The sequence below is a fragment of the Fundidesulfovibrio butyratiphilus genome (assembly GCF_054657235.1).
In genome coordinates this window covers 1,879,520-1,906,450 of the sequence record NZ_BAAHXA010000001.1, presented here as the reverse complement: position 1 = coordinate 1,906,450, position 26,931 = coordinate 1,879,520, and the positions used below count along the sequence as shown (strand labels likewise).

At 65.4% G+C, this 26,931-nt stretch carries 26 protein-coding genes; all 26 read right to left on the bottom strand.

Translation table 11 applies throughout. The annotated features are described in order from the left end of the window. Window positions 1-22: 22 nt before the first annotated feature. Window positions 23-1,534 carry a class I adenylate-forming enzyme family protein gene (locus ACYQ01_RS08885; RefSeq protein WP_459933480.1) on the bottom strand — a complete coding sequence of 504 codons (1,512 nt, stop codon included), beginning with the start codon at window positions 1,532-1,534 and terminating at the stop codon, window positions 23-25. 3 nt (window positions 1,535-1,537) lie between these two features. Next, entirely contained in the window at window positions 1,538-1,795 is a 258-nt protein-coding gene (locus ACYQ01_RS08880; protein ID WP_459933479.1) for an acyl carrier protein, read from the bottom strand. 19 nt (window positions 1,796-1,814) lie between these two features. Next, complete coding sequence (locus ACYQ01_RS08875) at window positions 1,815-2,576, bottom strand: crotonobetainyl-CoA--carnitine CoA-transferase (RefSeq protein WP_459933478.1); 762 nt, start codon at window positions 2,574-2,576, stop codon at window positions 1,815-1,817. Continuing rightward, window positions 2,573-3,139, bottom strand: a complete 567-nt coding sequence (locus tag ACYQ01_RS08870) for a histidine phosphatase family protein (RefSeq protein ID WP_459933477.1) — start codon at window positions 3,137-3,139, stop codon at window positions 2,573-2,575. The genes ACYQ01_RS08875 and ACYQ01_RS08870 overlap by 4 nt, the downstream gene beginning before the upstream one ends. Beyond that, the gene (locus ACYQ01_RS08865; protein ID WP_459933476.1) at window positions 3,136-3,882 is read right to left on the bottom strand and encodes a phosphosulfolactate synthase; all 747 of its coding nucleotides are present in this window, start codon (window positions 3,880-3,882) and stop codon (window positions 3,136-3,138) included. Before ACYQ01_RS08865 ends, ACYQ01_RS08870 begins: the two co-directional genes overlap by 4 nt. A 354-nt stretch (window positions 3,883-4,236) precedes the next feature. Further along, complete coding sequence (locus ACYQ01_RS08860) at window positions 4,237-5,808, bottom strand: B12-binding domain-containing radical SAM protein (protein WP_459933475.1); 1,572 nt, start codon at window positions 5,806-5,808, stop codon at window positions 4,237-4,239. Window positions 5,809-5,856: 48 nt separating this feature from the next. After that, window positions 5,857-7,662: a hypothetical protein gene (locus ACYQ01_RS08855; protein ID WP_459933474.1), complete on the bottom strand. Its 1,806-nt coding sequence runs from the start codon at window positions 7,660-7,662 to the stop codon at window positions 5,857-5,859. Between the two features lie 64 nt (window positions 7,663-7,726). Next, the gene (locus ACYQ01_RS08850) at window positions 7,727-8,494 is read right to left on the bottom strand and encodes a class I SAM-dependent methyltransferase (RefSeq protein ID WP_459933473.1); all 768 of its coding nucleotides are present in this window, start codon (window positions 8,492-8,494) and stop codon (window positions 7,727-7,729) included. A gap of 64 nt (window positions 8,495-8,558) precedes the next feature. Beyond that, window positions 8,559-9,623 (bottom strand): pyridoxal phosphate-dependent aminotransferase, encoded by a 1,065-nt coding sequence (locus ACYQ01_RS08845; protein ID WP_459933472.1) that lies wholly within the window; start codon window positions 9,621-9,623, stop codon window positions 8,559-8,561. A 41-nt stretch (window positions 9,624-9,664) separates the two neighbouring features. Then, on the bottom strand, window positions 9,665-10,651 hold the full coding sequence (locus tag ACYQ01_RS08840; protein ID WP_459933471.1) for a radical SAM/SPASM domain-containing protein: 987 nt from the start codon (window positions 10,649-10,651) through the stop codon (window positions 9,665-9,667). Between the two features lie 2 nt (window positions 10,652-10,653). Continuing rightward, window positions 10,654-11,418 (bottom strand): acylneuraminate cytidylyltransferase family protein, encoded by a 765-nt coding sequence (locus ACYQ01_RS08835; RefSeq protein ID WP_459933470.1) that lies wholly within the window; start codon window positions 11,416-11,418, stop codon window positions 10,654-10,656. Further along, window positions 11,415-12,083, bottom strand: coding sequence for an HAD family hydrolase (locus ACYQ01_RS08830; RefSeq protein ID WP_459933469.1), 669 nt, complete (start codon window positions 12,081-12,083; stop codon window positions 11,415-11,417). The genes ACYQ01_RS08835 and ACYQ01_RS08830 overlap by 4 nt, the downstream gene beginning before the upstream one ends. Further along, on the bottom strand, window positions 12,080-13,009 hold the full coding sequence (locus ACYQ01_RS08825) for a phosphoglycerate dehydrogenase (protein WP_459933468.1): 930 nt from the start codon (window positions 13,007-13,009) through the stop codon (window positions 12,080-12,082). Before ACYQ01_RS08825 ends, ACYQ01_RS08830 begins: the two co-directional genes overlap by 4 nt. A gap of 64 nt (window positions 13,010-13,073) precedes the next feature. Then, the gene (locus ACYQ01_RS08820) at window positions 13,074-14,999 is read right to left on the bottom strand and encodes a hypothetical protein (protein ID WP_459933467.1); all 1,926 of its coding nucleotides are present in this window, start codon (window positions 14,997-14,999) and stop codon (window positions 13,074-13,076) included. Between the two features lie 6 nt (window positions 15,000-15,005). Then, window positions 15,006-16,085, bottom strand: a complete 1,080-nt coding sequence (pseI, locus tag ACYQ01_RS08815) for a pseudaminic acid synthase (protein WP_459933466.1) — start codon at window positions 16,083-16,085, stop codon at window positions 15,006-15,008. Window positions 16,086-16,176: 91 nt separating this feature from the next. After that, on the bottom strand, window positions 16,177-16,902 hold the full coding sequence (locus tag ACYQ01_RS08810) for a WbqC family protein (RefSeq protein ID WP_459933465.1): 726 nt from the start codon (window positions 16,900-16,902) through the stop codon (window positions 16,177-16,179). Window positions 16,903-16,945: 43 nt separating this feature from the next. Further along, window positions 16,946-17,605, bottom strand: a complete 660-nt coding sequence (locus tag ACYQ01_RS08805; RefSeq protein ID WP_459933464.1) for a class I SAM-dependent methyltransferase — start codon at window positions 17,603-17,605, stop codon at window positions 16,946-16,948. 121 nt (window positions 17,606-17,726) lie between these two features. Then, window positions 17,727-18,902: a hypothetical protein gene (locus ACYQ01_RS08800; RefSeq protein WP_459933463.1), complete on the bottom strand. Its 1,176-nt coding sequence runs from the start codon at window positions 18,900-18,902 to the stop codon at window positions 17,727-17,729. Beyond that, window positions 18,899-19,627: a cytidylyltransferase domain-containing protein gene (locus ACYQ01_RS08795; RefSeq protein ID WP_459933462.1), complete on the bottom strand. Its 729-nt coding sequence runs from the start codon at window positions 19,625-19,627 to the stop codon at window positions 18,899-18,901. The genes ACYQ01_RS08800 and ACYQ01_RS08795 overlap by 4 nt, the downstream gene beginning before the upstream one ends. Before the next feature lie 170 nt (window positions 19,628-19,797). Then, on the bottom strand, window positions 19,798-20,940 hold the full coding sequence (gene pseC, locus ACYQ01_RS08790) for a UDP-4-amino-4,6-dideoxy-N-acetyl-beta-L-altrosamine transaminase (protein WP_459933461.1): 1,143 nt from the start codon (window positions 20,938-20,940) through the stop codon (window positions 19,798-19,800). A 13-nt stretch (window positions 20,941-20,953) separates the two neighbouring features. Further along, a complete protein-coding gene (gene pseB / locus ACYQ01_RS08785) occupies window positions 20,954-21,949 on the bottom strand; it encodes a UDP-N-acetylglucosamine 4,6-dehydratase (inverting) (protein WP_459933460.1) in 996 nt (331 codons plus the stop codon). 259 nt (window positions 21,950-22,208) lie between these two features. After that, window positions 22,209-23,111 (bottom strand): tol-pal system protein YbgF, encoded by a 903-nt coding sequence (gene ybgF / locus ACYQ01_RS08780; RefSeq protein WP_459933459.1) that lies wholly within the window; start codon window positions 23,109-23,111, stop codon window positions 22,209-22,211. Next, a complete protein-coding gene (locus ACYQ01_RS08775; RefSeq protein WP_459933458.1) occupies window positions 23,108-23,416 on the bottom strand; it encodes an MTH1187 family thiamine-binding protein in 309 nt (102 codons plus the stop codon). Before ACYQ01_RS08775 ends, ybgF begins: the two co-directional genes overlap by 4 nt. Further along, window positions 23,413-25,467 carry a rhodanese-like domain-containing protein gene (locus tag ACYQ01_RS08770; protein ID WP_459933457.1) on the bottom strand — a complete coding sequence of 685 codons (2,055 nt, stop codon included), beginning with the start codon at window positions 25,465-25,467 and terminating at the stop codon, window positions 23,413-23,415. The genes ACYQ01_RS08775 and ACYQ01_RS08770 overlap by 4 nt, the downstream gene beginning before the upstream one ends. Further along, complete coding sequence (locus ACYQ01_RS08765) at window positions 25,464-26,228, bottom strand: YeeE/YedE thiosulfate transporter family protein (protein ID WP_459933456.1); 765 nt, start codon at window positions 26,226-26,228, stop codon at window positions 25,464-25,466. Before ACYQ01_RS08765 ends, ACYQ01_RS08770 begins: the two co-directional genes overlap by 4 nt. A 1-nt stretch (window position 26,229) precedes the next feature. Then, window positions 26,230-26,832, bottom strand: a complete 603-nt coding sequence (locus tag ACYQ01_RS08760; RefSeq protein WP_459933455.1) for a rhodanese-like domain-containing protein — start codon at window positions 26,830-26,832, stop codon at window positions 26,230-26,232. Between the last annotated feature and the right edge of the window lie 99 nt (window positions 26,833-26,931).

Sequence of the window (26,931 nt, the reverse complement as noted above, 5' to 3'; positions counted from 1 at the left end):
GTCGATCCTGGATCGTCCGGGCCTACTGGCCGGACGGGGCGGTTTGCGGGGTTTCGAGCAGGGCGCGCACGGCTTTCCGCTTGATTTTTCCCGTGTCGGTCCGGGGCAGGGTTTTCAAGGAAAACACGCGCCTGGGGCGCTTGAAGTCGGCCACGTCGCCCAGAACGGCGTGGACTTCGGCCAGGGCCGGGGCGCATTCGCCTTCCACGCAAAGCACCGGGATCTGGCCGAAGATACCGTCCGGGTCCTCGATCTGGCACAGGCAGAAGGAACCGGCCGGCACGAGCCGTTCCAAAAGCGGCTCCACCTCGCCAGGGTGGAATTTCAGCCCGCCCATGTTGATGACGTCGTCGGCGCGGCCCACAATGGTCAGGTACCCCTCCCCGTCGAGTACGCCCAGGTCCCCGGTGCGCAGCCAGTCCTGGCGCTTGCGATCGGTCCAGCCTTGCGGGTTGCCCAGGTAGCCGTTGGCCACGTTGGGCCCGCGCACCAGAATCTCGCCGGCCTGACCCGCCGGGGCGAATCCGCCGTTTTCGTCGTCGATGGCGACCTGCACGCCGGGGCAGGACCGCCCCACGGATTCCAGGCGGGTGCGGTTGGGGCCGAATTCGATGATGGAGATGCGTTGGGCTTCGGTCAGGCCGTAGTTCATGAAGATTCTGGCCCGGGGGCACAGCTTGAGCAGACGGGCCTTGGAGTCCTCGGCCAGGGGCATGCTGCCCAACTTGATGCGTTGGATCTTGGACCCCACCGAGGCGAAATGCTGCGCAAAGCGTCCCAGCAGAAGGTTCATGCCGGAAACCGCTGTGGAAAGGGCGTCGGCGCGGTCGTTTTTCACGGCCACGATGACCTTTGCCGGATTGAACGGGCCTTCATCCAGCACCACGCGGGCTCCGGCCTTGAGAAGCGCCCGGCAGCGTCCGAAACCGAAAGAGAAGTTCACCGGCGAGCAGACGTATTCGCGCGACCCGGGCGTGACGCCCAAGAGCGCGTTCATGTTGTCCGAGGTGGAGGCTAGGTTCCCGTGGGTGATCAGGATGCCCTTTTTGACGCCCGAGGTGGTGCCCGAGGTGAAGAAGACCGTGCAGACCTGATCCGGCTCCCCCTCTTCCACGAAAGAAAGTCCGGTCGGGTCGCGGCGGGTGTCCTCCAGGGCGAGCAGACGCAAGCCCTGGGTCGCCAAACGTCCGAGCAGGGCGGGAACCCGTCCGGCCGTGAGCACGGCGGCCGGGGCGCTGGCCGACAGGACCTGGAGCATGTCCTCGTCGGAGCCGGAAAGCGGCACGGGAACCGCTCCCACGCCGATGCAGGCGAACATGGCCAACAGGAACGAGGCCTTGTCCATGGGCGCCAGGCACACCCGATCGCCGGGAGCCAGTCCGGCCCGGAAAAGTCCCGCGCCGATGGATCGGCATTCGTCCAGGAATTCACCGTAGGCCAGGGTGCGTTGGCCGCTGTCCAGGGCCGTGGACCGGCAATGGTCGGCGGCGGCGCGCACCAGGTCGCCGTAGAGGGTCGAGACGGGGGATGGCATACGTCAGATCTTTCGCTCGACGATTTCGCGGAGCTTGCCCAGGCTGTCCACCGAGGCGGTTTCCTCGATGTCCAGGGTGATGGAATAGGTCTTTTCGATCTCGGCCAGCAGGTTGAGAAATCCCAGGGAGTCCCAGCCTGGGACGTCGGCGAACGTCATGGAATCGTCCAGGGGCACGGTCGCGGCGATGCCGAAGACCGTGCGCACCAGGTCGAACACTTGGGGCCTGCCGGAAGCGCAATCGGGCTGCTTGTGAGACATGGGCGTTTCTTGCCTCGTCTTATTCGATGACCAGATACGACGGGCAGGGGGTGAGCGGCGAGCGCCGGATGCTGTAGGCATCCAGGCCCAGGGCTTCCTTGACCGCCACGGTCTCGCCGGGAAAAGCCCGGTCGTTGAGTTCGTCGAAGCCCACCACGCTGCCCTTGGTCAGATGACCCCGGATGAGCTCCAGGCATTTCTTGGTGGGTTCGTAGAGGTCGAAGTCGAAGTAGGCCAGGGCGATGATGGTTTCGGGATGGTCCGCCAGATATTTTTCCAGGGTCTTGGTGGCGTCGCCCTTGACCAGCTCGAACTTTTTGATGTGGGAAATGGGCGCTTCGGATTCGTGATAGGCCAGCACCTGTTCGAGGTATTGTTCGTAGTTTTCCGTGACGCTGTAGCAGCCCTTGAAGACGGTTTCGTGGTCGCCGTCTTTTTCGTGGGTGGAAGGAAAACCGCTGAAGGTGTCGAATCCAACGATCTTGCGGGTGTAATTGTAGGGCTCGTACATGGAGCGAAAGCTCGTAAAGAGCGCGAGGTTCTGGCCCCAGCGCACGCCGAACTCCATGATGACGCCGTTTATGGGCAAGATTCTCTGGTAAAGCTCGTGCATGAAGAGCATCCGGCCCATGAGCAGGCGGTTGGTGTAGAGTCCCAGGTTCTGGAGCCGCTCATTGGAGGGAATCGGCATGTTCGTGAACAAATCATGAAATTTTGCGCGGTTGGAGAGCTCGTTGTCGCTCGTGTTGATCCAGACGCGCAGTTTGTTTTCGTTTCTCATGCTTGATCCTCGTGCTGGGTGGGGCGTGTTGGTATTTGCAAGTACGTCAATGCGTTGTGAGGCGAATCCATGTGGTTCATCAGGCGCGCGTCTCCGTGTCGCACCAGGGCGATGGCCGCTCGCATCCAGGCTCCGTGGCAGAAGGCCAGGACCGGGCCCTTGCGTTTGGACACCAGACACAAAAACGCCTCGACGCGCTGACAAAGCGCGTCCAGCGGTTCGCCCAGAGTCAGCCGGTGAGGCGCGGTTTTCCACAGTCCGCCGGTGGCGATTTCGAATTGGTCCTTCGACAGGCCCTCGTATTGCCCAAAGTCAAGTTCGTCAAGAAGGGGAGTGGGCTCATGGGCGGCGAACCCGTAGGCCCGGGCCGTCTGGCGGGTTCTTTTCAGGGTGCTGGTGTACACGGCTTCGATCCGGTCGCCCCGGGCCAGCAGGGCCAGGTTGCGGGCGATGCCCTGGCGCGCCTCTTCGGTCAAGGGCGCCAGGGGTTCGTCGCGCCGTCCCATCAGCCGGCGTTCAAGGGTGAACGCCGTGGGCAGATGGCGAATGAGCCTGAGGGTCATGCGTCCTCGACGTGAAAGGTGTCGTAGCGCAGGCCGGTCCGCTGGCACTCCAGCAGGAGCAGGTCGCGGATTCCCACGTTGCCCATGTTGGTGTTGGGGCCCAGCAGATTGATGAAGAAATTCTGGTTGTCGGCCTTCGGGGCCTCGAAAATGATGCGGTTTTTGTCGGCCACCTTGACGATGTCGGACAACAGTCCGGTACGGATCTCCCCGGTCTTGCGGTAGAGCCCGGCGCTGCCGTCTCCCCGGCCTTCGGTGATGACGTAGCGGCAGCCATTTTCAAGAAACGAGACGATTTCCTGTTCCCAGACCGAGGGGGGCATGATCTTGTCGGCGTCCTTGCATCCCACTTCCTGCAGGACGGTGAACTCGTCGCGCAGGCTTCGGGTCAGTTCGAGCCGTTTGTCCAGGTCGATGTCCAGGGTGCCGTTTGAAATTTCGATCCAGGGGATGTCATGGTCGTGCAGGTATCTGGCGTACTGGGAGAGCTTGCCCTGGTGATAGAACTTCTCGAAGAGGGTGCCGCCGAAGTAGGGGATCACGTCATACATCTTGTAGAGGGCGATTTTCTCCTTGAGGTGGGGTTCGAGGTAGGCCGAGCCCACGCCGAACTTGGCCACGTCGATGTAGGGGTGATAGCTTTCCAGAATCCCCCGCAACTCCACCAGGGGGATGCCCGTGTCGGTGATGGCGGTCAGGCCGTAGGAACGTGGCTTGACGGTTCTTTTCGGAAGATCGAGCATGTTCGTTGTCCGCCTTGTGCTTTGGTCTGTGGAATTTGAAGAGAGAAGGGGCGCAGGGAAACAGAAGCGAGGTGTCCAGTTGGGGTTCACTGCGTTTGTTGAGCCGCCGCACTGCGAAAGGAACTCCTGCGGAAAAAGACAAGCCCTAGCTAGCACAAGGCCGTCCGCCTTGCAACGACGGGCTGTGCGGACGATCCGTCACGGCCCGTCCGTCACGGCCCGTCCGTCACGGGCGGTCGGGCGCGAAGGGCCGGTATCGCGTCCCCGGAGGCCGGGGCCGGGTTTCCGAGGAGACGGCCCGGAGTTCGGGGCGTTCTCCACGCGGCGCGCCGGCACGCGTTTCGTGGGGGCATCCTAGCCGTAGGCTCTGTGATAGCTGCGAAAAAGCACCTTTCGGCCTACGTCGCCGGTCTGTTTGGTCCAGGTGTTGAATCCCGACAGATAGGGGTGAATGGCTCCGTGCTTCAGGTCTACCCGGTGATGGCTTTCCACCTGCTTTACAATGGCCAGTTGGGAGTCGACCATCCGTTCGAAAAGCGGAGGGTTCGTTTCAGACAGGTGGAGCAGGTGGTCGAGCACGTCCGGGTCCAGGCTCGCGCCGCGTTCCTTGAGGGTGCCGATGAGAAAGAGCAGGCGATTGGTGGGGATGTCGTCCACTCCGGCGATGCCGCGGTGAAAGATGTCGCGGGTGTGGTCGGTGATGAGTCCCTGTTCCACGGCTTCGTTGTAGAGTTTGGTGCCGGGAAGATAGACGAGAGTATAAAAAAAGATCGTGAACTGCTCCAGCACGACATTGGCAAGGCGCACGGTGCTTTGCCGATCGGCTTCGTCTTCCCAGGGGGAGTCGCAGATGAAATCCAGGGCCACGTGCAGCTTGTCGAAGGGCGCGGGGAAAATGGTGTCGCGGTATTGATCGATGGGGCGCAAGAGTTCGGGCAACTCGCGCGCCTTGTAGCCGCGTCTGAAGCGGCTCAAGGTCTTGTCGCTGCCGCTTTGCACGCCGACGCGGATGTCGGAGAGTCCGCAGTCCAACAGGAGCCGGAGCTTGGTCACGGAGTCCTTGTCGCGGAAGTTGTTGGGATTGATCCCCACCACGGAAAAGGGGCGACGAAGCGCTCCGTAGAGATCGTGAAAACGACGGATTTCCTCCACCGAGAACGAGAAAAAGTTGTCGTCGGCGATGTAGAACGATTCGAAGCCATGGTCCACGGCATGGCGCATCTCGTCCACGATGTTGTCCACGGACCGCTTGCGCACCTTGCGATTGCGCTTGTCCAGGGCGTGGTACAAGCTGTTGGAGCAGTATGTGCAGGAGAAAGGACATCCGCGAGAGCCGAGCACCAGGTAGTTGTCGTCCGTGGAAGCGAAAAGCTCGCGCGTTTCGGGGGAATAGAGGCCCTTGTCTCGAGAAAAGTAGGTGATGCGGTTGGTATCGATGGACTGAAAGGGCACGCTGTCCAGGTCCCAGGCCAGTTCCGGGGAGCGGTGGCGTTCCGGCCCGCGATTCTGGTGGGTGAGCACGCCCGGAATGGCGTGGAGCCGTTGCGGATCGTCGAGCGCGTCCAGGACCTGCGGCAAGGCGACCTCGGCTTCGAACAGCACAACGATGTCGGAATGTTCGAGAACGGCTTCGGGCATGGCCGTGGCGTGCGGTCCGCCCAGGATGAGGGTCTGATCGGGCCGGCGGGCGCGAATGTAGCGGCAAAGCCGCTCCCCCTGGGTGGCGTAGAACGAATTGTAGGAAAGCCCCACCACGTCGGCGTCGGCCAGTCGGGTATAGATGGTTTCGAGGTCCTGGTCGGTGAATTCGTCGACGTAGGTGATGTTGATCTGCAGGGCTTCGACATCAAAGCCGCGCGCTTCCAACACCTTGAGCAGGACCCGGGCTCCGAGTACCAAATCGATCTGAACCAGCACGATTTTCATTGTATTCCCCATGATGCGTCCCAGGTCCCCTCATAACTGGTTGAAAGATTAGCAGTGCGGAGCGTTTTCGCCTTCATGGGCGCGGCGGCGCACAAAGGCGCCGTTTGGGGCCGGCTCCCGTGGTCGCGTCAAGCCCAGAAGTGTTCGAACGCCTTCCGGGGTGATGGGGGTAAACAGCCCCCGGCGCAGGTTTTCGACCGCCTCGGCGTATGCCGGGCCAAGCGTTTCGGCCCGGTTGTGGAAGTCCACAAGGGTCGCGGTCAAATCGTCGGGCGTCACGCAGAGACGCCACATGCCATCTCGCAGCGATTCCGGCAAGGGATTGAGGAGCACGCCTCCCGGCCTGGCCAGCAGGGCCACGGGAACGCCGAGGCACAGGGCCTCGACACACACGCTCGACGCCGTTCCCACGAGCGCGGCGGAACCGGGCATCAGGTCCATGACCGGTTGATTCACCAAATGCACGTTTTCCGGAAGCCCGGCGTGGAGCAGGGGAGACAGGACCGCCTTGTTCATGCCGGGATGGGCCTTGACCAGGAATGTCGCGCCGGACAACGCGGGAGCCCGCGCCGCCTGGACGACCAGGGAGAAGACCCGCAGGGCGTCGGGGGCGTTCATGGGAAGCGGGACCACCACGCGCGTGGGCGCGAGCTTGGCTTGGGGGCGTTCGCCGGTCAAATAGGCGAACCGGAAGGCCGGAGCCACCAGGACGTCCAGTCCCGGGCAGAATTCGACGACTGCGGCGGCGAGCGCCGGTCCCATGACCGCGAGTACGTTGGGCAGCACGCCGGCCTGGCGTTCGCCCCGTGTGGGAAAGACGCTGGCATAGAGCGGCGGATGCACGTAGCCCATGTAGCCCGTACGGCGCGCGGCAGGGTAATGGCGGGAAAAACCGCGTTGCCATCCCCTGTCGACGGCTTGGTTCTCGAACCAACTCAGGCAGCCGGCCACGCGTACGCCGTGTGCCGCCAGGCGGGCGGCGAACCGTTCGTTCAATCCCGCCACCACCATGGAGGAATAGTTGCGCAATTCGCGCAAGTCCTCCCGTACAAGGTCCCCCACGTCGAAACCGCGAAAGGAAACCGGTCCGACGCGAAGGAACAGGCCGGCCAGCGGGGTGGCCAGGGCGGCCAGGCAGTCGGCCCAGGTGAGGTGGTCTTCCTTGAGCAGGAGTCGATCCCCGGTGTTTTTCCGGTTGCGCAAGCGGCAAAACAATCCCACGAACCCGCGAAAACCATTGCCGGACACGGTGGGGACAAGGCGCAGGCGGCGGCGTTCGTCCAGGGAGAGACAATCGCCCAGGCCGGGGAAATAGCGGTCCGTCAGGGGTGCGTCGCGCAGCACGAAAATGTCGCGCAGGATCACCGGTTCCTCGGGCGTCGGGTCCGGCCGGCCGGAAAGCCGAGCCGCCGCCAGCACCCAGAGTTGCCAGGCGGCCGTGCCCAGCGCGTCGCGCAGGATCCGTTTCGCCCGCTCCAGCCGGGAGCGGCTCGGGCGTAGCGTCACGGCCACGTCGAGTCCGGCGTTCGTGGCCCACCGGGTGAGGATGCGCTGCAGGGCCGGGGCGTCCGTGACCAGTCGGGACGGAAGACGGCCTTGAAGACGCAGGCGTTCGACCAGGGCCAGGCCGGCCAAGCGGTAAAACAGGTCGCTGGCCAGGGGGTTGCGTTCGGCCGAGGCGGAATACAACCAGGCCGCATGCGCGCCCAGCCGGGCGGTAACGGCGTCGATGGCCGCGTTTGCGTCCTTGCGGGAGTCCATGGCCGCTTCGTGCAGCAGGACCGTGCCCCGGGGGCCGGGGTCGAAGCCTGGACGCAGATCGAGTTCTTGGGGAAAGGTCGTGTCGGAATTCACGAAAGCGACCTGGGAGAGAGCGTCTTGCGGGGGGCGAACATGGCGTTTCCGAAGGCGAGGGCGTTCAGGAGGAATGCGGCAAGGCTTCGTCCGGCAGGTCCAGGCGCAGGGTCGGAGAGGCCGCCGGGTCGGACGCGCGGGGCTTGGTCAGGACCAGGGCGGCGAAAACCAGCCGCTCGAAGGGGGTGACGGCGGTTTGGGACGGTGGCCCCCAGTAGCCGCTGGCGAAGATTTCCGCGGGGTGCAGTCCGCGCAGCAGGTCGAAAGCCTGATGGGCGTTGAACACCACATAGGGGGCCTTTTCCAGATGTTCGACCGACAGGGGCGGGGCGTCGCCAAAGTGAATGTACTGATAGCTCGTGGCGAAGTCGCGCGCCTCGCCGTCCGGAGTCAGGCGCAAGGTGAGCACGAACCGGCCTCCGGGACGCACCCGGCTCCAGCAGCTTTCCAGGATGGCCACGGTGTCGAGGTTCCAGTCGGCGCAACTGAGCGAGACCACGGTGTCGAAGCTTTCCGGCGCAAGCCCTTGCGTTTGGAGGATGTCGGCGGCCACGAGCCGGGCCGGACACGGATAGACGTTGCGTTCGCGGGCGGCCTGGATGAGTCCTTCGTGGATGTCCACGCCGGTGTATTGCTCCAGGCGGAAGCGCTCGCACAGGGCCAGACCCAGCCCGCCACCGCCGCATCCCGCGTCCAGCACCGTCCCCAGGGAGCGGTCCGGGCCGGCGGCGTGCTCGAAGGCCGTGCGTTCGGACGGGTAGAATTCCGTCCAGGAGCGCCTGTGTGTGGTGTAATAGGCGACCATTTCGTCGGTGGTGTAGCGTATGTTCATGGCGGTGGAATCCCGGCTGCTCGGTGATGGAACGTTTCGGGGCGCGGCCTGGGCCGGTCGCGTTTCAGCGGCCGACGCCCAGATACGGCAGAAACACGTTGAGAAACCGGCGCATGGTGTCGGGCTTGCCCACCGTGACCCGGATGCGGTCGGTCAGGGCCGGATGGGAAAAGCCCCCGGCCACGAGAATGCCGTTGGCGCGCAGGTGATCCTGGGCGGCTTTGGCTCCTCCGGGACAGCGCACCAGCACGAAGTTGGCCTCTCCCGGAATGACATCCGCCCCGGCTTTGCCCAGGGTTTCCAGAAGCAGGTCCTTGCCCTGGCGAAACAGGCGCATTTCCTCGTCCAGGATGTCCGGCCGACGCAAGAGTTCCTGGGCGAACAGCACGCCCAGGGCGTTGACCTCGAACGAGGAGCGAATGGTCCTGAGCGCGTGGGCCACCTCGGCCGACGCGGCCACGTACCCCAGGCGCAGGGCGGCCATGCCGCACAGCTTGGAAAACGTGCGCAGCACCACGAGGTTGGGATAGCGCGCCAGCAGGGGCAGGGCCGTCTGGCCGTGATACTGGAAATACGCCTCGTCCATGACGGCCAGGGCGTCGACCCGGGCCAGGGCGGCCACGGTGCGTTCGACCTCCTGGGGGGTGAAGGCCCGGCCGGTGGGGTTGTTGGGGTTGACCAACACGCCCATGCGCACCGTTTCGTCGATCTGGGCGAGAAACGACTCCAGCGGGAAGCGTAGGGTCTCGTCGTAGGCCACGCGGCGCGTTTGGGCCTGGAAGAGGTCGGCGTAGACCGGATACATGGCGAAAGTCGGGTCGGTCAGGAGCACCGAATCTCCCGGACGGACAAAGGCCTCGAAAAGCAGCTTGATGGCTCCGTCGGACCCGCCGGACAGGCAGAGACACTCCGGGGCTATGCCCTCGGCGCGGGCCAGGGCCTCCTTCAGGGGGGCGTATTCGGGATAGGAGGCCAAAAATTCGGGGGTGACCCGCCCGAGCACTTCGCGGACGAAATCGGCGGGCAGCCCGTCGGGGTTTTCATTCATGTCCAGGCGCAGAAAGCCCTCTCGGGACTCGCCTGAGCCGTGCCGATGGACGTCGGCGAGGTGGGGTTTGCATTGGGGCATGGCGGTCGATCCTGTGTTGGAGCGCTGGGCGGGCTAAACGCTCAGGCCGGTTGCTCGGACTTGGATTTGTCCATCTGGGCCTCCCGCCAGGGGCAGCCGTCGCAGGCCTCCACCCGGTGGGAAAGGCCCTGGCGGTGCAGGGCGCGGGCGTTTTCGAGCAGGGGATGTTTCCAGGCCTGTTCCAGGCTTGTTTGACCTGCCCGGCCCGGAGAAAGCTTGCGGAAGTCGTCGTTGTTGCAGCCCAGTATCTGACCGTCGAACTCCACGGTCATGCGTTGCCAAAGCTGGGGGCAGGCGAAGTGCGGGGCGTGGACGCCGGTTTTGCGGTCCACCACGTCCTTGTAGTCCACCGAGGCGGTCTCGTCGGCATACGGCGACCAGAAACGGGCGTATTCTTCGAAATCCAGGCCCGGCAGGCGCACGGTCTGCACCCGGATGCGCGGGTGCGTCGTGCCCGCACGGGCGCGCAGGTCGGCCAGACGGGCCAGGTTGCGCACGATGACCTCGAACTTGGCCCCGATCCGTTCGCGCTCGAAGGCCACCGGGTCCGTGCCTTCCACCGAAACCGAGATGCGGTCCAGCCCCGCGTCGATCAGGGCCTTGGCCGTGGATTCGGTGAGCAGCATGGCGTTGGTGTTGAAATAGACGTCCAGAAGCCCACGACGCTTGGCATGGGCCACCATGTCGGCCAGGCGGCGGTTGAGCAGGGGCTCGCCCCGGTAGCTGAGCTTCAGGCTTTTGAGTCCCTTTTCGGCCCCTTCGTCCACCATCAGGCGATACAGGTCGAAGTCCATGTCTCCCAGGTGCTCGGGACCAAGCAGCGGCAGCTTGTCGCAGAAGGTGCAGCGCAGGTTGCACCGGCTCGACGCCTCAAGATCCAGATGGATGGGAAAGTCCCCCACCGTGAACGTGCGGGGATTTTCCTCCCATTGGCGACGGTACTCGCGATAGGCCGCGTCGTCCCTGTCGTGGACCGAACGTCCGCCCAGCGAGGTGAAATTGGCGTTGGGAACCGCGCGAGCGTCCATGGCTAGTCGTCCCCGTAGGGCGTGGCCGTCTCGCTGAAGCCGTGCTCGCGCAGCCAGAATTCCACGCCGGGAACCTGCCAGGCGTAGTCCACGTCCAGGCCGCCCCACTGCTTGAGGGGATAAATCTTCTGCCCCATCCACTTCTGGGGCAAAAGGCCGTCTTCCAGGCGTTCCAGGCACCAGGGGCGCACCAGCGACAGGCCCATGTCCGCGAACCAGACCTCGCCCTGGGAATCCCGGTCGCAGTTGAGCGTCTTGGGGTCGCCGAAACTCTCGAAGGGCACGAAGGGATCGAGCAGCCCCTTTTCGTTTTCGCGCCGGGCGCGAAGCGGGCTCCACATGTTGTAGCATGACACCGTGACCGCCGAATCGACTTCCGGCTTTTCGCGAAGGACGCGCACGCCCTGGTCGATGGTCGAGGCCAGAATGGTCGGGGCGTTGCACATGAGCAGGGCAAACAGCTCCACGCTCTGGCCCTTGGCGGCTTCGCGCTCCTTGATGACGGCGGCGGCGTGCTGGTAGGCGTGTTCGCCCAGGGCCGCCTTGTTGGCCAGTTCGGGCGGGCGCACGATGATTTCCGCCCCGAAATCGCGTCCCAGGGCCATGAGGTCCTCGTCGTCGGTGGAAATGTAGATGCGGTCCACGCTCTTGGCGTGTTTGGCGGCCAGAAAGGCGTAGGACGCCAGGGGGCGTCCCAGAACGGGCATGGTGTTCTTGCCGGGCAGGCCGGTGCTGCCCTTGCGTCCGATGAGGATGGCGGCGATCATGACGAAGCACCTCGAAAGAAGCTGACCCGGCCGGAAACGGCCAGGGCGTTGAAGTCGGGAAACCAGGTCACCTCGGGGTGTCTGGCGACAAGCGGCGCGTCCGGCCCGGGAACGATGCCCAGGAAGGGCACGTCGTTTTGTCGGGCGGCCTCGTAGTCGGCTGAGGCGTCTCCGAAGAACAGGCATCGGGCCGGGTCGTAGCCCCGTTCCGCCAGAACGGCGCGCACGTGTTCGGCCTTGCCCACGGGTGAGCCCAAAATCCGGGCGAAACGCCCGTCCAGTCCGCGACGCAGGCAAATCTCGCGTATTTCGTCCTGGGGGGTGCCCGAGACCACGTAGCAGTCCAGGTCCCGACAGGCGTCCAGAAAGGCCTCGGCCCCGGGGATCTCCGGGGCGGCCACCACTTCCTCCACCACGATGGCGGCGAAGCGGGAGCAGAGGGCCTCGGACTCGCCGTCGCCCAGTTCGCGGCCGAGAAACTCCCTGGCGTAGACCGTGAACTTTTCGAACCGGCTCATGCCCCCGTTGTTGCGGTGGTGGTCCACCACCCTGGCCTGGACCTCGGGGCCGCAATCGGCGTAGAGCCGGGCGAAGGCCCGGGTTTTGACCTCCATGGAGTCGGCCAGCACGCCGTCGAAATCGAAGAACACGGCCTGGGGGGTCATGCGTTTCGCTTGTGGGTCAGGTCGGCCAGAAGGTTGTCCACGGCGGTGCGCTCCATGAGCAGGCGGGCTTCGCGGGCGTAGGAGCCCGCGTGCGGGGTGAGAATGGCGTTTTCCTGTCCCGTCAGGGGGCCGCTATACGGCTCGGACGCGAAAACATCAAGGCAGGCCGCGCCCACCCGGCCGCTTTGCAGGCCTTCGAGCAGGGCGTTTTCGTCCACCAGGCCTCCCCGGGCGGTGTTGACCACGATGACGCCGGGCTTGCACAGCGAAAGCTCGCGCGCTCCGATCAGACAGGCGCTTCCCGAGGCGTGCAGGGTGAGGATGTCGCTGTTGCGCAGGAGGTCGTCCAGGCAGCAGGACGTGGCCAGGCCGTCGGAGCAGGCGTCCACGGCGGGGTCGCAAAAGGCCAGCTTGGCTCCGAAGGCCGCGGCCAGGCCGCCCACCCGGCTGCCGATGGCTCCGTATCCCAGAATGCCCACGGTCTTGCCGGAGAGCAGTCCCCCCATGCGTTTTTTCCAGACGCCGGCCCGGACGTCGCGGTCCTGGCGCGCGATGTGGCGAAGCGCGGACAGCATGAAGCCCAGGGCCAGTTCGGCCACGGCCGTATCGAGCACGCCTTCGGTGCGCGACACGGCCATGCCCAGCTCGGCGGCGGCGGCGCGGTCCACGTTGTCCCAGCCCACGCCCACGCGCGCCACGGCGCGCAGATGGTCTTGGGCCTTTTCCAGAACCGCGCGGGTCACGGGCTCGGTGCCGGCCAGAAGGCCGACGGGACGGTGCAGGGTCAGAAGCTCGGCCAGTTCGGCCTCGGTGAGCTTGCGCCCGTGGGGATTGACGATCAGGCGAAAGCCCGCCCGGCGCAGGGTTTCGACCGGCTGGTCGTCTTCCTGGCCGAAGGAGCTTGTGGTGGCGAGAAGGGTGTGCATCAAAGGGTGTCCTGGCCTTGTGAGGGAATTGGTGCGCCCGGGCAGAGGGCGGCCACGGGCGAAGTCATCGGGTGCGGTCGGCTGTCGCGCGATTCGTTGCCGCGCGGGACAGGACGCCTTGCAACTCTTCCTGCAACTTGGCCCGCACGGTGCCGGAGGGGTTGGCGTAGTATTCCTGGCGCATGGCGGCGAGTTCGGGAAGACGCCCTTCCAGAACGCCCTGGAACTGTTTGCGAAGCTCTTCGTAGGTGAAGAAAAATACCGGATGGCCGTCGTAGTCGAATACCGAAGCCACGCACCGGGGACAGTTCAGGCCGACTTCATAAAACAGGACCGGCTTGCCCAGGGCGATCGCCTCGTCCCCCAGGGAGGTATGCCGGGCGATGATGCTGTCCGCGACTGCGGCGAGGTCGTAGGAAACATTGTATTGGGAGTAGTCGGCCGATATCTCGATGTTCGGGGCCTTGGTTATCCTGTCGAGGGTGTCCCGGAAGTATGGCAGACGCGTCCAGTTGTCGTTCTTGCCTCGAATGATGAAGTGCGCCTGGGGAAATTCCGCAGCCAGGCGGAGAATGTCCGAGTAGAAGAGCCTGTTGTTTTTCCAGGTGGTTTCCCACAGGGCGGCGTTGCTGTATTCGTCGGGCGTGGAATGCCAATCCAGCACCAGGACGACGTGCTGCCGATTGTTTTTGATTTGTGCGATTCGTTCCGGCAAGGGCTCCTGGAGCTTTTGCCAGAGCGTGTCGGCGCGGACGGGCCCGATGGGGGTTATGCGTTCGATTGCGCACGTGGTGGTTTTTTCGATGCATCGCCGGGAACGTTCGCCCCAGACGAAGTATTCGTCCAGCAGAAGCGCCAGGTTGGGATAGAAGCCCTGGATAAACCGTTCCTGCACGGCCGCGGTGCGAATGCCCCGCGTGTGCAGGGCCAAGGACATTTCAAGGGGAAACAGGTAGTCGTACGCGATGAGGGCCAGCTTGGCCTTTGAAAAGACCCCCAAGGCCCCATACGCCCGCTCATACAACAGATAGGCGATGCCTACGGCGGCCATGGCGCCGAGCGGGACGGCCGCGTTTCCCGAGGTCAGGCGGGCCCGCCTCCAGCTTTTGAGAAATCGCAAAGCCATTGTCGGCAATCCGGTCCAACCGAGGGCAAGGGGATAAAAGGTCAGCCCTCTTTGGACAAAACCCTGGCGGATGGACTCGGCGCTTTCCGGGGGCAGCGTTTCCAGTCGCTCCACATGCAGGATCTTCTCGGGAAAGAAGGGGCTCTGTCTATCCGGCGAGTAAAAGTAGTCGAGCTGGTATAATTTCCCATAGGCGCAGCCGTGATGGGTGAAAAATAGCACCTCGTAGGCGGCGGGGTCCACGGGGGAGGTCTTTCGCGTCGGTTCGGGGGCCGAGGGGGGCGCTTTTTTTCGGAACACGTTCCGGGCCTTCCTGCCCACCGCGCACAGCGCCGAAAACGCGAAGCCGCACGTCGGCCAGATCAGGGGGCACCGGTTTGGAATCCCCGCGTCCTCGCGGGGGGAGAGCCAACGCTCGATAAGGCCGATGGGAAGAAACACGGCGACCGTCTGTCCCTGGTTGCGCAGATACCTGGCCACAGTCCAGACCGGCGCCTGGAAGCGCATGGTGTTGGTGAACAGGGAGAACAACAGCGCCCGGAGTTTGTCCGTCTGCGCGGGGGAAAGGCGAAACAGCGGCGCGAGGGACCGCAAGAAGGGCTCGCCGAGCTCTTCGATCCGGCGTCCGGCCTGAAGGCCTTCCAGGCGCATGGGGTCGTATTCGTCGACCGGCCCTATTCCGTGGAAGTCCACGGGGGATATTCCCAGCCCGCGAAGCAGGCGCAACAGGCGCGTGCGCTGCATGGACTCGGCCGGGTACATGTACAGGACCCTGTATCGGAAGAGTCTGGCCAAAAGGGCCGGAAACAGGGTCGCCCAGGTCAGGTCGGCGAGCAGAAACGTGCGGTTGATGGATTTTTTCATGCTGCGCTACCGGGTCTGCCTCGGGCATCCCTCGACCATATCCCAGGCCAGCGGGGTGCCCATGGCGATGTCGCGCGCGGCCCGTTTCCCCAGGATGTCGTCATAGTACCGGGTATGCAGACCGTGGGCGGGACGCACGGAACGAACGTTTTCCGGGGTGAAAATTTCCCCCGCCCCGATGTCTTTGGCCACAAAGAGGGACCGCCGGAACACGCGGCTTTGTTTTTCCTGGTCCGTGGGCTCGTAGCGCACCGACCCCAGGGCCTCTTCCGCTTCGCGCACGGCCCGCACCATGTCGGCCAATTCTCGGGGCTCCAGGGAGAAGGCCGCGTCAGGACCGCCGTCGGCCCGGCGGAGGCAGAAATGTTTTTCAATCACCCGGGCCCCGACGGCCGTGGCGGCCACGGGCACGGCGATGCCCAGGGTGTGGTCCGACAGCCCGGAAACAACGCCGAAGGCTTCGGCCATGTGGGGAATCGTACGCAGGTGCATTTCGTTGGCCGGAGAGGGATAGGCGCTGACGCAACGCAGCAGGCAGAGGTCGGGGCAGCCGGCCCCGCGCAGGGTGCGCACGGCCTCGTCGATTTCCGCGAGGGTGGCCATGCCCGTGGAGGCGATGACGGGCTTGCCCGTGTTCCCTATCTTGCGCAACAGCGGGATATCCACCAACTCGAAGCTGGCCACCTTGTAGGCCGGCACGTCCAGGGTCTCCAGGAAATCCACGGCGGTTTCGTCGAAGGGCGTGGAAAACAGGGGGATGGCGAGGTCGTCCGCCAGGCGTTTGAGCTCCGGCTGCCACTCCCATGGGGTGAAGGCTTCGCCGTACAGTTCGTGAAGGGTGCGTCCGTCCCAGAGGGTTCCCGAGATACGAAACGGCAACGTGTCGCAGTCGAGGGTGATCGTGTCCGGGGTGTAGGTTTGCAGTTTGACCGCGTCGGCTCCGCATTCCTTGGCCACGCGGATGAGTTCGGCCGCGCGTTCCTTGTCCTGGCGGTGGTTGGCCGAAATCTCCGCCACGACATAGACGGGATGGCCCGGGCCTATGGGTCTGCCGGCGATGGCGAACGTCCCCTGCGAATCTTTCATGAATCCTCCGGCGAGCCGTCTCGCCTTTGTGCGCACGCCGCGGTCCTTCTCGAGGGGAATGGAGCGGGCGCGCTGTGGGCGCCGGCGTCGCTCATGGCGCCGCGTCGAGGGCGGTGGCGGGCCTGCGACCCGATCGAATTACGGACAAACTTTCGGGTCCCGCGTTGAAAAGCAGGTCGATGATGGACGCATAGGGCGCAAAAGGCGGGTGCATCTGGGGGTACTCGGGATGCACGTATTCGTGCAGGAAAACCCGCACGCCGTGGGCCTGGAAAATCCCCGCGTCTTCCTTGAGATACGCTTCCGCGCCTTTTGTGCTGAGATACGTGTCGCACTGGAGATGGTCAAGAATGCTCACAAGCAGTTCCGAGCGCTTGCCTTGGACGGGAAGGCTCGTTGCCCGCATGATCTTGACGGAAATTCCGAGATAGTCGGCTATCAGGGAGATGAGCGTTACGTTCAGGCCGCACAGTGTGCCCAGGGCGCTTCCGGTCTCCAGGCCCTCCTGAAGCAGGGGGTACACTGTTGCGTAGTAGGGAGCCGACTGATAATTTTGTTTTATGGTCTTCAGGTGTTTCGTGGCAAAGCGGTCGTCAACAAGGGCTATGTCGGAAATGGCCGCTCCCAGCAGCCCTTTCTTCTTTACCGGAACGACGAGCCACTCCAGCCCGTTGGCTGTCTTGACGCGGTTGCGTTGCTGCCAGGACTGCCTGGAGAAGGCCACCGAGTCCAGAACAACATACACGGCGGCCTGATCCAGCAGATCAAAAAAGCCGATCCAGGGAAAATACGTGGGCTGATGAATTACGCAGTACATATTCGATGCGTCACGAGGTTGCATGAGCCGAGGGCGATGCGGCCTAGGCGGAGAACCGTCCCCAGACCACGAGGTCGGAATTGGAGATGAGGTGGTCGTTCTGGATGTTTTCGTAACGGGTTCGCAAGATCGTCATCCCGGCCGAGGAAACGCCGAACGAGTCGGAAATCAGGCTGACGAATTCATGCTCGCCGAAAAAGAGCTGCCGCGCTCCCCGTTCGCCGGTTTCGTCCATGGTGACAAGGTACTCGTTGACACCGACGCGACTTCCTCGCGCATACCGATAGTCGTCAAGAAGTCTGACAATGGCGCAATACAATCCGCCCGGAGTGGCGATCCGCCGTATTTCCGCGAGCAGACTGTGCACGGTTCCGCGTTTGAGGTAATAGAGTATGTTGGGAAGAAGGAGTACGTCGTATCGCTTGTCGCGGACGCTTGCGGGAAGTCCCTGCTCCAGATCATGATGGAAGAAGTCGCCATTCTTCGTTATGGTCCCGATGTTGTTGCGACACATGTCTATGGAATCTGCGTCTATGTCGATCCCGCTGACATCGTGTCCGAATTCGGCGAACAGTCGCAGGTTGTTTCCGGTTCCGCATCCGAGCTCGATGACCTTGGAGGGGGTTGCATCGAGCTGGTTCTTGAAAAAGAACCGTGTTACATAGATATCAGGATATCGGAGACCAAGCCATTGAGTTCCCATTGTGACTCCTTGCGGATGAAACGCGCCGGGTACGGGCTGAACCGAGGGCGAAAGAGACGTGATCGACAACAATTGACTCAAGTATCAGTTCGTGTACGCCGAAACGACAAACCCAGGTGCTTTACGCTGACGGGCGGACTGAAGGGCGCGTCGATTCGCTGGCGCGTTGGGCGACGATCTCCAGCAGTTTGCCGGCGATGCGCCGGGCCCCGTCCGGGGCGACCAGGCCGGGGCCGGCGGCCGCAAGCGCCCTGCGCAATCCGGCGTCTTCCGAAAGACCAACAATCGCGCGCTGCGCGCGTGTTTCGTCCCATGCGGGGCCAAGCGTCAGGACCGCCCCGTGGCTGGCGAAAAACGCCGCTTCCTCCGCCTGCTCGTGGTTTTGCGGCAGCACCACCGCCGGCGTGCCCAGGGCGCAGGTCTCATACAGGAGAGTGCCGCCGCTGATCAAGGCCATGTCGGCTTGGTGGAGGGCCGAAGCCATGTCTTCGATGTTGCGTCGAAACGCGATCCGGGGGTCGGACTCGGCCGCGCCGACCCCCTTGTCCCGCGCGGCATAGCAGCCCGTTGAGAAAGTCGATTCTTGCAGCCTGTTCAGAAAACTTGCTGGCAAGGCGCGAGAAAAAGTCAAGCCCGAAGCGTATTTGGCATACGTGAGGGGTTGACTTTTTCGCAGCAACGCAGCCAGCAAGGATTTTTCAACAGGCTGATAGGCCGCTCCAAGGATGACGTCAAGAACCTTCAGGCCGGGCAGGGCGCGCAAAATTGGCAGGACTTTCGCCGTATAATCGGCGGGATCGCCGCCCCCGAAGCACACCAGCACCCTTTCCGGAACCTGTCGGAACATGCGGGGGCGCTTGGCGACTTTTTCGAATCGGGGGTGCAAAATCACGCAGTCGCCCCCGAGCCAGACCTGTCCGCGCGTTTCGGCGGGAGCGACGCCCAGGGGCGTCGGCCGAACCAGGATGTCGAATACGAACGGTCCCGGGCCGTCGTCGTCGATCCCCACGGCCAACCGTCCCATCCGGGCGAGGCGGGCCTGTCGGGCGGGGGCCAGGCCTGGGATGTCGACCACCACTATGTCGTAGGTCTCTCGGGCCGCGTCTTCAGGGCGCGCGATGACCGTCTCCGGCCCCAGGAAGGACCGGGCCAGCGCCTGGTCGCCCACGGCGAACGTCACGGCGCAGGGGCGTGTTTCGCAAAAGGCCGCGGCCAGCGAACGCGCGCGGGAGAGATGACCGAGGCCGAGGGTGTGGCCGGCTTCGGTTCGAAAGAGAACGCGCGGGGGCGTGGTCATCGGGTCTTTTGACGCACAGAGGCGTTTCTGGCCACGATATCCGGGCGGGAACGCAAGAGGGCGACGATCTCGGAGACGTCGAAATCCTTGCGCGGGGCGAAGTGGCGACACACCATGCGAACGGCTTCCAGATCGTCGGGTTCGTCCACGCAGAGTCTGGCCTCGGGCCACTCCAGATCGCGGGGCGCGCGGTCGATTCGTTGGGAAAACAGGTTCGGATGCTCGACGAGAAATGTCGTGACGTGCTCCCGGTAGTAAGTGTCCGCGGGGGACGTCGATTCATGCGCCTTCCGCAGGGCGGACAGGCGGAAGACCTCGACGTCGCCCAAGCCTCTCGGATAGCCGTCGATGCAGGCGTAATCGACCGCCTGGGCCGAGAACAGGGCCAGCGTCTGGTCGATGACCTGCGGATCGATCAGCGGGCAGTCGCCCGTTATGCGGATCACGGGATCGGCGTCGGCCATGGTCGCCGCCCCGAGATAGCGGTCGAGAACGTCGTGCTGGTTCCCCCGGTGGACCGGGAGGCCGAGTGTTGCGGCCAGCGCCTCCAGGGGGTCGTCGGCCGGCAGGTCGGAAGTGGCCAGAACGATGCCGGCCACCGCCCTGCTCAAGGAACAGCGATGCACGACCCATTCGAGCAGGCGGAAGTCTTCGAGCGGGGCAAGCACCTTGCCCGGCAGGCGTGTGGAGCCCATCCTGGCTTGGATCACTATGGTCGGACGCATGGCGTGCTGTCACCTCCGAAAGAATGGCGCGCGCGCGGCCGTGACGGGTGGGCCGGCCAGGGCGGTGCGGCGCGCGAAAAGCCTGGGCGCGCCGCGCTGGCGGGAAGGATGTTCCTCATGGGCGAATCGCCCGGGAACAGGAGCCCCGTCGAACCAGGCCGTCTCCGCGCTCACGGGACAAGCGATTGCCCGAGCGTGGTCACCACCCGGTCCACGTCGCTTTCGGTCATGCCCGGATGCAGGGGCAGGGTGAGGATGGTGCGTCCGGCTTCTTCGGCCGCCGGGCACAGTCCTTCGCCCGTGCCCAGGCGTTCCCGGTAGTAGGGGTGCAGGTGTACGGGCCAGTAGTGGACGTTCACCCCGATGCCGGCGGCGCGCATGGCCGAAAAGGCCAGCTCCCTTTGGGATTCGCTTTCCAGGCGCACCACGTAGAGGTGGTAGGCGTGGAGCGCTCCGGGGCGCGTGACCAATGGCCGCACGCCGGGCGTTTCGGCCAGGGCGCGATCGTAGAGGCGGGCCAGTTCCCGGCGTTTAGCCAGAAAGCCCGGGAGCTTTTTCATCTGGCTCACGCCCAGGGCGCACAGGATGTCGGGCAGGCGGAAGTTGTAGCCCAGCTCCACCATTTCGTAACGCCAGGTGGCGCGTTTTTCGCGTTCGCGGTGGTCCAGGTCGATGCCGTGGTTGCGGAAACGGCGCATGCGTCGGGCCAGTTGCGGGTCGTCGGTCACCGCCATGCCGCCTTCGCCGGTGGTGATGTGTTTGACCGGGTGGAAGCTGAAGACCGTCACGTCGGCCAGGGTTCCCACCGTGCGTTCCCGGTCCCGGGCGCCCAGGGCGTGGCAGGCGTCGGACACCAGGGCGGCGCCCACCGAATCGGCAAGTCCGCGCAGGCGTTCGTAGTCGCAGGGTTGGCCGGCGTAGTCCACGGCGATGATCGCCCGGGTGCGCGGGGTGATGACCCGGGCCACGGATTGGGGGTCGAGCAGCAGCGTGTCGGGATCGACGTCGGCGAAAACCGGCCGCGCGCCTTGATAGAGCACGCAGTTGGCGCTGGCCGCGAAGGTCAGGGGCGACACCACCACCTCATCGCCGGGCCCCACGCCCAGGGCGTGCATGGCGGCGTGCAGGGCGGCCGTTCCGCTGGAGACGGCCACGGCGTGGGCGGCGCCGGTGAAATCGCACAGGCTGCGTTCCAGGGCTTCCACCTTGGGGCCCGTGGTCAGCCAGTCGGAACGCAGGGTCTGGGAGACGGCGAGAACGTCGTCCTCGTCGATCTGGTGTCGCCCGTAGGGCAGATACCGCGTGTTGGTCATTTCGCAGGGCGCCTCAAATCGCGAATCCCTGCTGTCGCAGCAGGTCGCGCATGGCTTCCACGCTGATGCGCTGGGTGTTCGTGCCGGAGTTGTATTCGAACCCCTCGGGCACGGGTTTTCCCATGGACGCGTCGTCGCGTTGCTGGAAGAAATGAAAGTGCTGCGGCACGATGACGTAGTACTCGCCCATGTCGCGCACGTTGCGGGCGTCGTCCGAGGCGATCATGAGTTCGTGGATCTTTTCCCCGGGGCGAATGCCCACCACGTCCGTGGGGCAGCCCGGCGCCACGGCCTCGGCCAGGTCCATGATGTTCATGCTGGGCAGTTTGGGCACGAAGACCTCGCCCCCCTGCATGTCTTCCAGGCAGCGCAGCACGAAGGCGACTCCGTCCTCGATGGTGATCCAAAACCGGGTCATGCGCGGGTCGGTGATGGGGAGTTTGCCCTCGGTGCGTTTGTCCAGAAAAAATGGCACCACGCTGCCCCGGCTGCCCAGCACGTTGCCGTAGCGCACCACGGAAAACTTGCATCGGCTGCTGCCCGTGAAAGCGTTGGCGGCCACGAAGAGTTTGTCGGAACAGAGCTTGGTCGCGCCGTAGAGGTTGACCGGACTCACGGCCTTGTCGGTGCTGAGCGCCACCACCCGCTTGACCCCGGCGTCGGCCGCGGCGTTGATGATGTTTTCCGCGCCGCCTATGTTGGTCTTGATGACCTCGGTGGGGTTGTATTCCGCGGCCGGCACCTGCTTCATGGCCGCCGCGTGGATGATTACGTCCACGCCCTGGAAAGCCCGGTGCAGGCGTTTTTCGTCGCGCACGTCGCCGATGAAGTACCGCATGGCCGGATAGCGCTGCGGGCTGAACTGCTGGGCCATCTCGAACTGCTTGAGTTCGTCGCGGCTGAAAACGATGAGCCTGCGCGGCGAGTAGCGCTCAAGAATGGTCTTGACGCACTGCTTGCCGAAGGAGCCGGTCCCTCCGGTGATGAGAACGGTTTGATTGTCGAGCATTGTGGTGATTCCCTTTTGGGGGCGGCCGCCAAGTCCTGGCGCCTCCCTCGGGCGAAGAGACGTGAATTGTGAAAGCGAATTCTCTAACCCAGCATCGCGCGCCAGGGCAAGCCCTTCCGCCGGTGTTTCCCGCCCGTCCGGTGGCCTCGGCCCCGCGCGACCGGCCCGGGGGCGTCGCGCGGTCCCGTTCGTCCGGGGAAAGACTCGCCGGACGTCGACCGTTTTGGGAGAACAAAACGCCGGCCTCTCGGACGCGACGCTACCGCGTTCCCCCCAACTGGGCCTGGGCGCTTCTGGCCTCGGCGGAGCCGGGATAGCGTTTGACCACTTCCTGCAAAACGATGCGGGCCGCCTGGTCGCGTCCCAGGCGTCTGAAGGCCTGGGCCTGCTTGAGCATGGCCGAGGCGGCCAGGGAGTGGCCAGGGTATTTCTGGATGACGTCCTGGCACAGAAGCGCCGTGCGGGCGTAGTCGCCTTGCTGATAGAACGAGTCCGCCTGCCAGAACAGGGCGCTGGGGGCCAGACGGTCGCCGGGATAGGCGCGCAGCATCTCGGCGAAGAGTCCGGCCGCCTTGGCGTAGTCGCGGGCGTTGTAGGCTTCCATGGCCAGATTGTAGATGCCTTCCGCGGGCGTGGCGGCCGTGCGCGCCGCCGTTTCCACCGCCTGGGAGGCGTCGTCGGCGGGGCGTCGCGTTTCGGCGGTGTCGGGGGCGTATTCGTCGCCGCGCTCGCTTTGGCCCTGGGGCGCATAGCTCCCCGCCGGGGAGGCGGGCTCGGACCCCGCCGCAGTCATGGCGCTCTGGGACACGTCGGACCGGGCCGGCGCCTCGTTCGTGGTCCCCGGTCCGGCGGGCGCTCCCGGGCCCAGGGCGCTTTGGCCCACGTCCAGGGAAAGGGCCTGGGCCAGGCGGGTCACCACGGATTCCAACCGGGTCAGGCGGGCGTTCACATCCTCCAGCGAGACGTCGGCGTTCTTGCCGCCGGTTCGGGCCTCCAGGGCCTCCACGCTGCGACGCAGCTCCTGGGTGCGCGATTTCAGCGCGTTCACGTCGGCGTAGAGATTGGCCTGGGTCACGTTCTCGTCGGGAATCTTCTGGTTGGCGCAACCAGCCAACGCAAGGGCGAGTGCCGCCACGGCCAAGCGAAACGGCGTGAGGCTCATTTTCGTCCCTCCAGCACGGCGTCCACCGAGGCGGTCTTGGACGCGAGTCCTCCCGAGCGTCCGGCCCGGTAGTCCAGAGCCAGGGTCATGTACACGCGGTCGCAGTCCCGGCTCAAGGCGGCGAAGCACCGCGAAACCACGGCCATCACGGCTTCGAAGTCGCCTTCGAGGCTCGTTCCCATGGGCCCGAGGGCAAAAGGCAGGCCGCTTTCCCGTATGAGTTCCACCACACGGGCCACATAGGCGGAAAGGCCGGCTCCGCCCTTGTCCAGGGGAAACACGGCCAGTTGGGCCACCACGCTCATTTTGCCGGCTCCGGTCCCGGTCCGGTGGCCACCGGCCAGTCGGGATGGGCGGCCCATTCGGTCCAGCCGGCGTCGTAGTATTTCACGTTGGTGTAGCCCAGAAGCCGGGTGAGAACCCACCACGTCTGCGACGCCTGGTGCCCGGTGCGGCAGTGCACGACGACCGGATGGTCCTTGGTCGGGATGAGCGCCGCGTAGGCCGCTTCGAGTTCGGCCAGGGGCTTGAGGGCCACGGCGTCCCCGTCGATTTTGGTCTGGTCCTCGGCGAAGGGACGATTGAGCGCGCCCGGGATGTGGCCGGCCCTGGCCTCGTCGGACTTGGCGCCGGTGTAGTAGTCGTGGGGCCTGACATCGAGGATGATGGTGCGTCCGTCCTTGGAGGCGGTGAGCACCTGGCGGCCGGTGACGGTGAAGTCGTCCGGTCCCTGGGGGGCCGGGTAGCGGGTCGACCTGGCCTGGGGCAGGGCCGTGTCGCGGGGCAGTCCCTTGGCGTTCCAGGCCTTGCGTCCGCCCTGGAGGATCACGTAGCGCGAGTGTCCCAGGCGTTCCAGGGCCATGGCGGCCAGGGTGGCGTCCAGGGGGCCGCGGTCGTAGACCAGCGCCACCGTGTCGCGCGGGGTCAGTCCCATCTGTCCCACCTGCAGGGCCAGGATGGCTCCGGGCTGGAGCATGGAGGGCAGGCCGCCCTGGTTGTCCCGCAGGCTGTCGAGCTGAAGCGAGTACGCGCCCGGAATGTGGCCGGAATTGTACGTGGGCTGGGCGCTCACGTCGAGGATCTTCAGGCCCGGCTTGCCCAGGTTGGCTCCCAGCCATTCGGACGAGACCAGGCAGGGCGGCGAGCATCCGGGGTCGAGTTCCCGAGCCTGGGAGGTCGCCTGCGGACCGGGCAGCCCGGTGGGCAGGAAGAACTTCCGCCAGGCCTTGATCTTGGCCGCCTGGTCCGGGGTGAGCGGCTCCGTGCGCAGGGAAACCGGCATGAGGCAGCGTTCGAAGAATCCGGTCAGGCCGCCGGTGAGCATGGAGACGTTGGAGAAGCCCAGACGGGCCAGGGCGTCGCGCGCCTGGGCCGGATGGGTCATGCCGCCGGAATAGAGCACGATGACACCCTGGTTCTTGTGCGACTCCAACGCCTGGGGCAGGGCGGACGGGGCGGCGTGGACCGCGCCCTTGAGGTGGTAGGTGTCGTATTCGCCCTTGGTGCGGATATCCACCACGTACAGGCCCGGGTCGCCGGACATGATCCGGTCGGCCAGTTCCGCGGGCTCCATGTGATCCGCGCCGGTTTCGATGGTGACCAGCAGGGCGGGTTCGCCGCCGGACGCGGGGTTCGCCGCCCGGGGCTGCGGGGCCTGGGCCGCGACCTGCGCGTCCGTGACCACGGGCGGCAGGTTGATGAAGAGCACCGAGAGCAGGCAGAGCACGGCGCTGAAGGTCAGGAGAAAGCCGCCACCCACTCCGGGCCGGGAAAGGGTGGGGCCGCGCTCCACCATTTCGCACACCCAGAAGAGCAGGGTGGCCCCCACGGTCACGCCCACCACCAGGTATTCCTTGCGCAGGCCCAGCACGTAGCCCAGCGTGGAGACGCCCTTGTCGCCCAGGTTGGTGAGCCAGCCCAGGGCGGGATAGGCCTCATTGAAGATCACGGACCCGATCACGGCGCCGACCAAATAGACCAGGGCGTCCAGGCTGCCCGAGCTCAGGCCTGTGGCCGCGGTGCCCGGGCACCAGCCGGCCATGGCGAAGCCCACGCCGAAGAGCAGGCCGCCCACGGCGTACGCGCCCAGGATGGTGGGCATGAGGTAGAAGGCCGCGGAAATGTCGAGAAGGCCCAGGCGCTCCAGGCCCATGACGCCGAGCATGGCCGTGACCACGGCGGTGAACATGACCTTGATGACGGTCATGTCCTGCAGGAAAAACACGGCGGCCAACCGTCTGGAGCTGGAAAAGCCCGCCCGCTCCAGGCACAGGCCGAAGAGAAAACCCAGGACCAGCGCGGCGGTGAAGCCGATGGGGGTGTTGAGCTGTCCGGTGGAGTAGAGGGTGGCGATCATTTCCATTGCCTCCCGAAGATCCAGGCCGTCAGATAGCCGGCCGTGAAGACGCAGGCCAGAAAGACCATGCTCCCGGTGAGCAGCAGCGCCCCGCCGGAGAGTCCCTGCCCCGAGGTGCAGCCGTGGGCCAGCCGCGCGGCGAAGCCCGAAAGCACGCCGCCCGCCAGGGCCAGCCCCAGGCGGACCAGTCGACCTGCGGCCGGGCCGCGTTCCACCCGGAGCCGGAAGCGGGCGCCGGTCAGGGCCGAAAGCGCGCCGCCCAACAGGGTGCCGGCGAACATGAAGACCAGATAGTAGTGGAGGGGGTCGGGAAAATACCGCCCGAAGTAGGCGCTGGCCACGGTATGGGCCGGGGCCACGGTGTGTTCCAGGGACGCGCCCAGGCGGGCCAGGGCTCCGGAAGCGCCCAGTCCGGCCCCGAGGATAAGGTAGCTGGCGAGCAGGGTCAGGCCCAGGTACACGCCGGCCAGGTAGGGGTTCGAGGGCGCGGGGGGCAGGTTCCAGCGCTTGCCGGAGGGGGTGGGCTGCCGGTCCGTTTCGGCCGGCCCCGCGCCTTGGGCCTGAAAGTCCGAAGCGGCGGTTTGCGCGTCGTCCTGTTCGGCCGCGCTCCGGGCGTCCGGCGAGGCGTCCTCGGTGGCCGGGCCGCTCGCGGTCTGTTGGACGGGTTGCCCGCCCTGGGCGATTTCGGCCTCCGGTTTGTCCGGGGCCGTTTGTTCCGGGGCGGTCATGCCCTGGGTCTGGTCGGAGTCGTGTCGGCTCATATCAGCACCCCGCGTTTTTCGAGGCTGGAGGTTGGGGCGCTCCGCCGGGGGCGGAGGGCGTGGGGGACGGCGCGGGTTGGACGGCGCCCGGACCCTGGTTTGGCGCGGGCTTGGCCGGAGCCGTCTGTCCCGACGCGGCGGGAGCGGCCGCCGGGGCCTTGGTCGACGCGGCGGGCAGGGGCACCTCGCGCACCACGGCCCCCAGTTCGCGCGCCCGCCACCAGGCGGTCATGCCGCCGGAAAGCACGGACACCGGGCGCTTGGTCTTTTGCATGAGCATGGCCCCCAGGGCCCAGGCCTTGTCGCCGTCGCGGTCCACCAGGACCAGGCGCGAGCGTCCGGCCTGCAGGGCCGGGTCGGCCAGGGCCTCGGCGGCGGTCATGTTTTCCGCGCCGGGCAAGGCGTAGTCCGCGAACTGTTCCGGGGGGCGGATGTCCACGATTTCCAACTCGGCGGGGGATTCGTTGATCTGGGCGGCCAGCTTGTCCGGGGTAAGGGTCTCGGGCAGGGGCGGGTCCGCGGCCGGGGCCGGGCGAACCTGGACCAGAACCGCGAGCGCGGCCAGGGCCAGGCAGAAAGTCCAGGAAAGGAAAGTACGTTTCATGGCGTGCTCCTTGCCGCGTAGTGGTAGCATCGGCAGGATTTTTTGCAAGTCCGGCCGCGTGTTGCCTTCCGGGGAGGCAATGGGGCGTTGACCTTACGC